5 protein-coding genes are annotated in these 8,167 nt (G+C 41.7%); all 5 read left to right on the top strand.

The window, feature by feature from the left end:
* Nucleotides 1–326: 326 nt before the first annotated feature.
* The 5 genes from BM102_RS11825 to BM102_RS11805 all read left to right on the top strand — a co-directional run bounded on the left by BM102_RS11825 (nt 327) and on the right by BM102_RS11805 (nt 8,060).
* Nucleotides 327–983: an RluA family pseudouridine synthase gene (locus BM102_RS11825; protein WP_044936418.1), complete on the top strand. Its 657-nt coding sequence runs from the start codon at nt 327–329 to the stop codon at nt 981–983.
* Between the two features lie 20 nt (nt 984–1,003).
* Nucleotides 1,004–3,292 (top strand): GGDEF domain-containing protein, encoded by a 2,289-nt coding sequence (locus BM102_RS11820; RefSeq protein ID WP_143085491.1) that lies wholly within the window; start codon nt 1,004–1,006, stop codon nt 3,290–3,292.
* A 776-nt stretch (nt 3,293–4,068) separates the two neighbouring features.
* A complete protein-coding gene (gene proS / locus BM102_RS11815) occupies nt 4,069–5,508 on the top strand; it encodes a proline--tRNA ligase (protein WP_090482220.1) in 1,440 nt (479 codons plus the stop codon).
* Nucleotides 5,504–6,835 carry a CCA tRNA nucleotidyltransferase gene (locus tag BM102_RS11810; protein ID WP_442960199.1) on the top strand — a complete coding sequence of 444 codons (1,332 nt, stop codon included), beginning with the start codon at nt 5,504–5,506 and terminating at the stop codon, nt 6,833–6,835. Before proS ends, BM102_RS11810 begins: the two co-directional genes overlap by 5 nt.
* Before the next feature lie 151 nt (nt 6,836–6,986).
* Entirely contained in the window at nt 6,987–8,060 is a 1,074-nt protein-coding gene (locus BM102_RS11805) for a hypothetical protein (RefSeq protein WP_044936415.1), read from the top strand.
* The last annotated feature ends 107 nt before the right edge of the window (nt 8,061–8,167 follow it).

Below are 8,167 nucleotides of genomic sequence, written 5' to 3'. Positions count from 1 at the left end.
GCTTGGTAAAACCCATGATCATGGAGCATCGACACCCTCGCATATAAGAATCCAGCTTAAGATGGACAGATGCGAAACCACACTGCTAGATGGTAGTCCATGTACTTAAGCAAACAGCCAGCCGGTTTGAAGTTAACTTCCATGTCAGGGGAACAGACTTATTATGAAGTAACCATTTCTGGTTCAACAGGGGGAAATAGAACTATTACCTGATTGACACTGGGACAATTATATCATGGGCTTAACTAAGCCTATTGAACAGATATTTATTAAGTTATCAAGGTACATTTAATGTATCTAAAATATTATACGAGGGGGTATAATGTATGGACATAATTTTTGAGGACGATAGCATTCTCGTATGCTACAAACCAGCGGGTGTGGCAACACAGACAAAAAGTATTGGCGAAAAGGACATGGTAAGCGAGATAAATAATTATCTCGTTTCCAAAAACGAAAAGCCAACGGCCCATGTGGTCCACAGACTAGACCAGCCTGTAGAGGGAGTTATGGTTTTTGCCAAGACATCAGAAGCGGCAAACAAGCTTACAAAACAGATTACAGACCACACATTTAGAAAAAAATATTATGCAGTAATCAGCAGGGAATCCTTCCCGGATGAAGGGGAGCTTGTTGATTATTTAGTAAAGGATAATCGTACAAATCTATCAAAGGTAGTAAAGGAGTCAGATCCACGTGCCAAGAAAGCGATTCTAAGATATCGCGCAGTGGACCACTGGGATGACAAAAAGCTTCTTGATATTGATTTGTTCACCGGAAGACATCATCAGATTCGCATCCAATTGGCCAGCAGAACTGCGCCAATCGTTGGTGATGTAAAATACGGTGGAATTTCTACAGGACACAATCTTGCACTATGCTCATATCACATTGGTTTCAATCATCCAGTGACAGGCGAAAGAATGGGATTTGACATTAAACCTAAGGGAGCGGACTTCGCAGACAGCAAGGTGGCAGGCTAGCATAGAACGGGGGGTATCATTTGATTAAGATATACAGTTTACTAATCATGCTGACGGCATTCATAATGCTTGCATGTGCGGTATACATAGGAACACGACACACAATTAAACATAGTAAACTGAGCATATCTATTATCCAGCTATTTATAGTTGGAATAATAACAAGTTTGGCGTATGTGCGGGCTATTTCCACTCACGATTTCGGCCAGGCAGAGTTTAGTTATGCGCTATATTTTGCGGGAATAGATTGGCTTTTGATTACATTTGTTTTCTATGCGAGACAGTATACTAGAATTTGGTTGGACACTTATTCAGCGCCAATTATAATAGCGGCAATTGCTGTGCTTGACAACATTAGTTTGTTTGCAAATCAAAAGTGGCATCATGCTTTTTCACTAGTAGAGCGTAGATTGAATCCAGAGGAATGGTTCTATGCCTTTGAAATCAATGACTATTATATGGTGCATTTGATATTCTGCTACATATTAGTAGCAATTATCGTTGTCGTTCTTTTAAAGAAGACAATTATAACAAGTGGCTTCCACCGAACCAGATATTTATCAATTCTTATTATGTTTGTGGGCATTATTCTTTTAAATGTGCTTTATTTATTCTTTGATTATCCAGTGGATGTATCAGTTTGCTTTTATTCTGTTGCAGCAGTGTATGTAGGCTATTATTCACTTTTGTATAATCCAAAGACATTTGTGGAGTACATGCTTACCACAATCACAGAAAGAATGGAATGCGCACTTGTATCCTTCGATGAAAACGACTGTTGCATTTATTCTAATCAGTTTGCAAACAGACTGTTTTGTCCTTCTGGAGAAAAGAGGGTTTTTGAGGAGAGATTCCGAAAATGGCGTGATGGACGTGAGACAAACTCTATTTCCAACGCCAGCTGGAATGATATTTTCAACATCAACGGTGATGAATATCGATTCGACATCCACTTCAACAAAATATACGACAAAAAAGGCTATTACTGCGGATGTTATTTATCCTTCTATGATGTAACTGGAGATTTCATTGCATACGAAGAAGAAAAATACCGTAGCACCCACGATAGCCTTACAGGTGCGTTGAACAGAGAAGCTTTCTTTGAGGACGTTCGTAACATCCTGGACGAATATCCAAATGTAGAATACGTAATGGTATGCTGCAACATCAAAGGCTTCAAGCTTATCAACGACATGTTTGGTGTGGAGGAAGCTGATCGTTTACTTATCAGATGCGCAGATACAATCAGGGAAAAGATACAGAAGGGCTCCACATTTGCCCGCCTTGAAGCAGATAGATTTGCAGTACTCATGCCAAAGAGTCGTTACACTGAGGAACTATTTATGACTGGCATGAACATGGTAAGCAACTACCTCAACAATGCCCAGTACAGAATGGTAATCCTTGTTGGTGTATATGAAATCTTTGACAAGCAGGCACCAGTTATTTCCATGGTAGATGGAGCGTTCCTTGCGATTGATTCAATTAGCTCAAGCTTCAAAAACTCCATCGCCTACTACGGAGACATGCTTCGCCGGGAGTACCTTAGCGAACAGAAGATTCTTGGAGAGTTTGAGGAAGCATTACAGACAGGCCAGTTTGCGATGTTCCTTCAGCCAATTGTAAATATGGACCAGAAGGTAAAGCTTTCGGAAGCATTGGTTCGCTGGATTCATCCAGACCGCGGAATCATTGCACCAGCTTCATTCATTCCTCTATTGGAAAAGACCGGATACATTTACAAGCTTGATATGTACATCTGGGAACAGGCCGCCAAAAGACTTGCATACTGGTCATCCATGGGATTCGATGACCTATCCATTTCGGTAAACATTTCCGTAAAGGATTTCTACTACGTAGACCTATACGAAACATTAGTAGGACTGGTCGAAAAGTACCACATTCATCCATCCCGTCTAAAGCTGGAAATAACCGAGACCATTTTCATGACTGAAAAAGAGCGTCAGCTAGAAATCATCAATTCCCTCAAAGAATACGGATTCCTGGTAGAAATCGATGACTTCGGAAGTGGCTACTCTTCATTAAACATGCTGAAGGAAGTGCCAGCCGACATCCTAAAAATGGACATGGCATTCCTATCAATGGACAAAAACGTTACAAGGGGCCGCAAGATTGTCAACACGATCATCACCCTTGCCAAAGCACTGGGAATGCTTGTAATAATCGAAGGCGTAGAAACCCAGGAGCAAATGGAATACCTCCGCGGCACCGGAGCCGACTACCTGCAGGGCTACTTCTTCGACAAGCCCCTCCCAGTCAAACGCTTCGAAGAACTTTATTTGATATAACCACCGCCGCGCCCACCCTATGGGACAAGGCACTATTCACACTCTTTTTACATGAGGAATGAGCGGTATCGGGTCTGGCGGGATGTGCCCCTCCCACTTTTAGTACGTCGCAGATTTGGGATTACCTAAATGTGTGGTTGCCCATATTTATTAGTAGGTGTTCTTACGAAGTTTTACAATTCTATCGGTAAAGTATGGGTGGAGACGGACAAACACTACACTTAGTAATCATCAGTCTTAAGCTAGCTTTGTATTTATTACTATTTGCTTTGGAGTGAACTTAGAAAAATAAAAAGAGATATTTGATATGAATTGGCAGCTGCCGCTAGGACGGCGGCAGCAGTGGTCACTTGAAACAGGACGTTGAATGTGCCACGGTGCCAATACATACAAATATCTCTTTTTTAATTTTTCTTAGTAAACGGAGTAGCAAAAGTAATAATACAAAGACTAGTTAAGACTAGATGATTAAATAAACTACGTTGTCCGTCCCACCCACACATTACCTTCGAATAGTAAAAGCCTCGTAAGTACACCTACATATGGGCAACCTTACACATAAAGGTAATCCGAAAATCTGCTCCAATGATACTTAAAAGTGGTAGGGGCACATCCCGCCAGACCCGATACCGCTCACAAATATTATAAAAGAGTGCGAATAGTGCCTCGGAGGGGCTGAGGTGGGCTTGTTTTTAGTGGCGGTATGTTATAAAATAAACGGGCAAATACGGCATTTTCATAGTAAAATGCGAATAATTATTACAAAGGAGATTGAAATGGCACAGGAAAAAAAGCTGGTAGAAGCGATTACCTCTATGTCAGAGGATTTCGCACAATGGTATACCGATGTTGTTGTTAAGGCAGATTTGATTGCATACTCATCTGTAAAGGGATGCATGATTATCAAGCCCGATGGGTATGCTATTTGGGAAAATATCCAGCACGAGTTAGACAGAAGATTCAAGGCAACTGGCGTACAGAATGTATATATGCCAATGTTTATTCCAGAGAGTCTTCTACAGGTAGAGAAGGATCATGTTGAGGGATTTGCACCAGAGGTAGCTTGGGTTACACATGGTGGTCTTAACCCGCTTCAGGAGCGTCTTTGCGTTCGTCCGACTTCAGAAACTCTTTTCTGTGATTTCTATAAAGATATTATTCACTCTCACAGAGATTTACCAAAGGTTTATAACCAGTGGTGCTCTGTAGTTCGTTGGGAAAAGGAGACACGTCCATTCCTTCGTTCACGTGAGTTCTTATGGCAGGAAGGCCATACAGCTCATGCAACAGCTGAGGAGGCTGAGGAGCGTACAGTTCAGATGCTCAACCTCTATGCTGATTTCTGCGAGGAAGTACTTGCTATGCCAGTAGTTCGCGGACAGAAGACAGATAAAGAGAAATTTGCAGGTGCTGAGGCTACATACACAATCGAGGCTCTTATGCACGATGGTAAGGCTTTACAGTCTGGTACATCACACAACTTTGGCCAGAACTTCTCTAAGCCTTTCGGTATTCAGTACACAGATAAAAATAATCAGCTTCAGTATGTTCACCAGACATCATGGGGCATGACTACTCGTCTTATTGGTGCTATCATTATGGTACACGGTGATGATTCAGGTCTTGTACTTCCACCACGTATCGCACCTACACAGGTAGTTGTTATTCCTATTCAGCAGAAGAAGGAAGGCGTACTTGAAAAGGCAGGTGAGGTTTGCGAGCGTCTTGGTAAGACAATGCGTGCTAAGCTTGATGATTCAGATAAGTCACCAGGTTGGAAGTTCTCAGAGGCAGAGATGCGTGGTATCCCTGTTCGTGTAGAGCTTGGACCAAAGGATATCGAGGCAGGCAAGTGTGTACTTGTTCGCCGTGATACACGTGAAAAGATTGAGTGCCCACTTGATCAGGTAGAGGCAAAGGTAGCAGAGCTTCTTGAGACTATCCAGAAGGATATGTTCGAGCGTGCAAAGGCTCACCGTGATAGCCATATCTGGGATGCTCACAACTATGCAGAGTTCACAGAAATCGCTAACAACAAGCCAGGCTTCATTCGTGCAATGTGGTGCGGCGATGTTGAGTGCGAGAACAAAATAAAAGAAGATTTAGCTGTAACTTCACGTTGTATGCCATTTAATGATCAGGAGCATATTTCTGAAGTATGCGCATGCTGCGGCAAGCCAGCTAAGAAATTAGTATATTGGGGTAAAGCTTATTAATATGAATTTACCAGCAGACGTTTCAAAAATAATAAATATTTTAGAATCTAACGGACACGAAGCCTATGCAGTAGGCGGCTGTGTCCGTGACTGCATTCTAGGGAAAATTCCTCACGATTGGGATATTACCACATCGGCCTTGCCAGAGCAGGTGAAGGCTTTGTTCGAGCGCACATTTGATACAGGCATAGAGCATGGTACTGTGACTGTATTGCTTCATGGTGAAGGATACGAGGTCACCACCTATAGAGTAGATGGCAAATACGAGGATGGTCGTCATCCTAAGGAAGTTACATTCACAGCTTCTCTTGAGGAAGATTTAAAGCGTCGCGATTTTACTATCAACGCTATGGCCTACAACGACACCAGAGGATTGGTGGATTTGTTTGGTGGCGAGCAGGATTTAGAGAATGGCATCATCAAGGCTGTAGGCAATCCTACAGAGCGATTTACAGAGGATGCTCTTCGTATGCTTCGCGCCCTCAGATTTTCAGCACAGCTTGGATTTGAGATTGAGCCAGCTACATACGAGGCAATCAAGACCTTGGCACCAACCTTGGATAGAATCAGCGCCGAGCGAATCCAGGTAGAGCTTGTAAAATTAATTACATCAGATCATCCTGAGAGGATAAGAAATGTTTACGAGACAGGCCTTACAGATGTATTCTTCCCTGAGTTCAATGATATGATGGCTTGCGACCAGGTAAACAAGCACCACATGTACACAGTGGGAGAGCATACAATTGTCGCTTTAAACAATGTAAAGGCAGATAAGGTGCTCAGACTTACAATGCTTCTTCATGATGTGGCAAAACCAGCTTGCAAGACAATTGATGCTGAAGGCCAAAACCATTTCAAAATGCATCAGGTAGAAGGGGCTAAGATGGCTAAAGCTATATTACGTCGTTTGAAGTTTGACAACGAAACTACTGATGCAGTTTGCAATCTGATTAAAAATCATGACGATAGACCAGAGGTTACACCTAGAAACATTCGTAGGCTAATAATCAGAGTTGGTAATGATAACTTTGAAGATTTACTAGCTGTTAAAAGAGCAGATACCATGGCACAGAGCATGTACTGTCGTGATGAGAAGCTTGCATATATTGATTCAATCGAAGCTATGTATCGCCAAATCCTTGAGCAGGAGGACTGCTTATCTATAAAGGATTTAAAGATTAATGGTAAGGATTTAATCGGAATGGGCGTGCCTCAGGGGCAAAAAATAGGCCAGATTCTGAAAACAGTTTTCGACGAAGTTGTGGACCAACCAGATTTGAACGATAGAGAATATCTGTTAAATCGTGTAAAAGATATGCTACAATAATCGTATGAATGGGATTTTTGCAAAAAAACTAATTAACTTAACATTGATATTATGCATGAGCGCAGCTTTGCTTGAGGGGTGCGGAAGTCACCCTAATACTGCTACGGTTACTCAACACACAGGCTCTGCCCTGAAAAAGCAGGAGGAGACAGTGGAGGAGGATACAGCACTTGTGGAGGAAGAGCCACAGGGACTGTATATCGTAGAAAGTCTAGATATGATGGAAGAAACCATCGCTCTCTATTCTTTGGAAGAGGACAAGCAACTGCGCTATAACTATAATATGACCACGAAATTCCTTGATAAATTCGGGGGCAACACTGTGTGGGCAAACTTTACAGCTGGCACAGTTGTTACGATAGGCGATTTGCTTCCATCATCTGGAGCCCTTTCATCTGTACAGAAGTCAGATGATGTTTGGGCATATGAGGATATCTCCAAATACAAGCTGGATGCAGACAAAAACCTAATCACTATCGACGGAACCAATTACAAGATTACCGATAAAACAAAGGTCTATTCGGATACAGAAAAGATTCTTCTATCAAGTATTGGTGAAGATGATGTAATCACAGTGATTGGCCAGGATAAGCAGGTTATTTCTATAGCGGTTACCACAGGCCATGGATATATCTATCTTACAAATACAAGCCTATTTGATGATAGCCTTATCTTCATTGGAAACAAGATTGTTTCAATGGTAAATGGAGACCAGGTAATAGAAGTACCAGAAGGCACCTACAAGATTACAGTTGCAAATAATGGCTGGGGAGGCAGTGGAGAGTACACTGTCAACAGAAACGAAACTACTCCGGTAAATCTGGATGATTTGAAGGGGGAGGGGCCATCCTACTGCTTGATTACATTTATTGTTACAGTGGCAGATACCTATGTTTACATCGACGGTGAAATGATTGACCCAGCGGAGCCACAGTATGTTCAGTATGGAAATCATAAATTGGTAGTTCAGTGCGATGGATACACTGCTTGGAACAAGACATTAGTAGTAAATTCTGAGACCGCAACAATCACTCTTGAGATGGAAACAGAATCAGACACCACTGACTCACAAGTTGTCCAGGAAGACGAGTCAACAGAAGAGGAAAATAGTGAAGAATCGTCTACAGAAAATGAGACTGAAACCGAGGAAAAATCAGACGATTATGACTATGAAGTGGACTATTTATCAACTATTTCGGATCTTATCAGCAGCCTTGGAAATTAGGGATATGTGAAAAAAAAGTGAACTTTTGTAAAATGCAAGGATTTGTAAATAGTAATAATGTTTAAAAAATGTGCAAAAATTTTGTAATAATCCATAAAAACCTTATA

The sequence above is a fragment of the Pseudobutyrivibrio sp. JW11 genome (assembly GCF_900115355.1).
Lineage (GTDB): Bacteria > Bacillota > Clostridia > Lachnospirales > Lachnospiraceae > Pseudobutyrivibrio > Pseudobutyrivibrio ruminis.
The sequence above is the reverse complement of the archived record's forward strand: the minus strand, read 5'-3'. Positions and strand labels throughout refer to the sequence as shown.

Bases quoted from the DNA above. Each gene is read 5' to 3' on its own strand.
- BM102_RS11825 (WP_044936418.1), top strand. From the start codon at position 327: ATGGACATAATTTTTGAGGACGATAGCATTCTCGTATGCTACAAACCA.
- proS (WP_090482220.1), top strand. From the start codon at position 4,069: ATGGCACAGGAAAAAAAGCTGGTAGAAGCGATTACCTCTATGTCAGAG.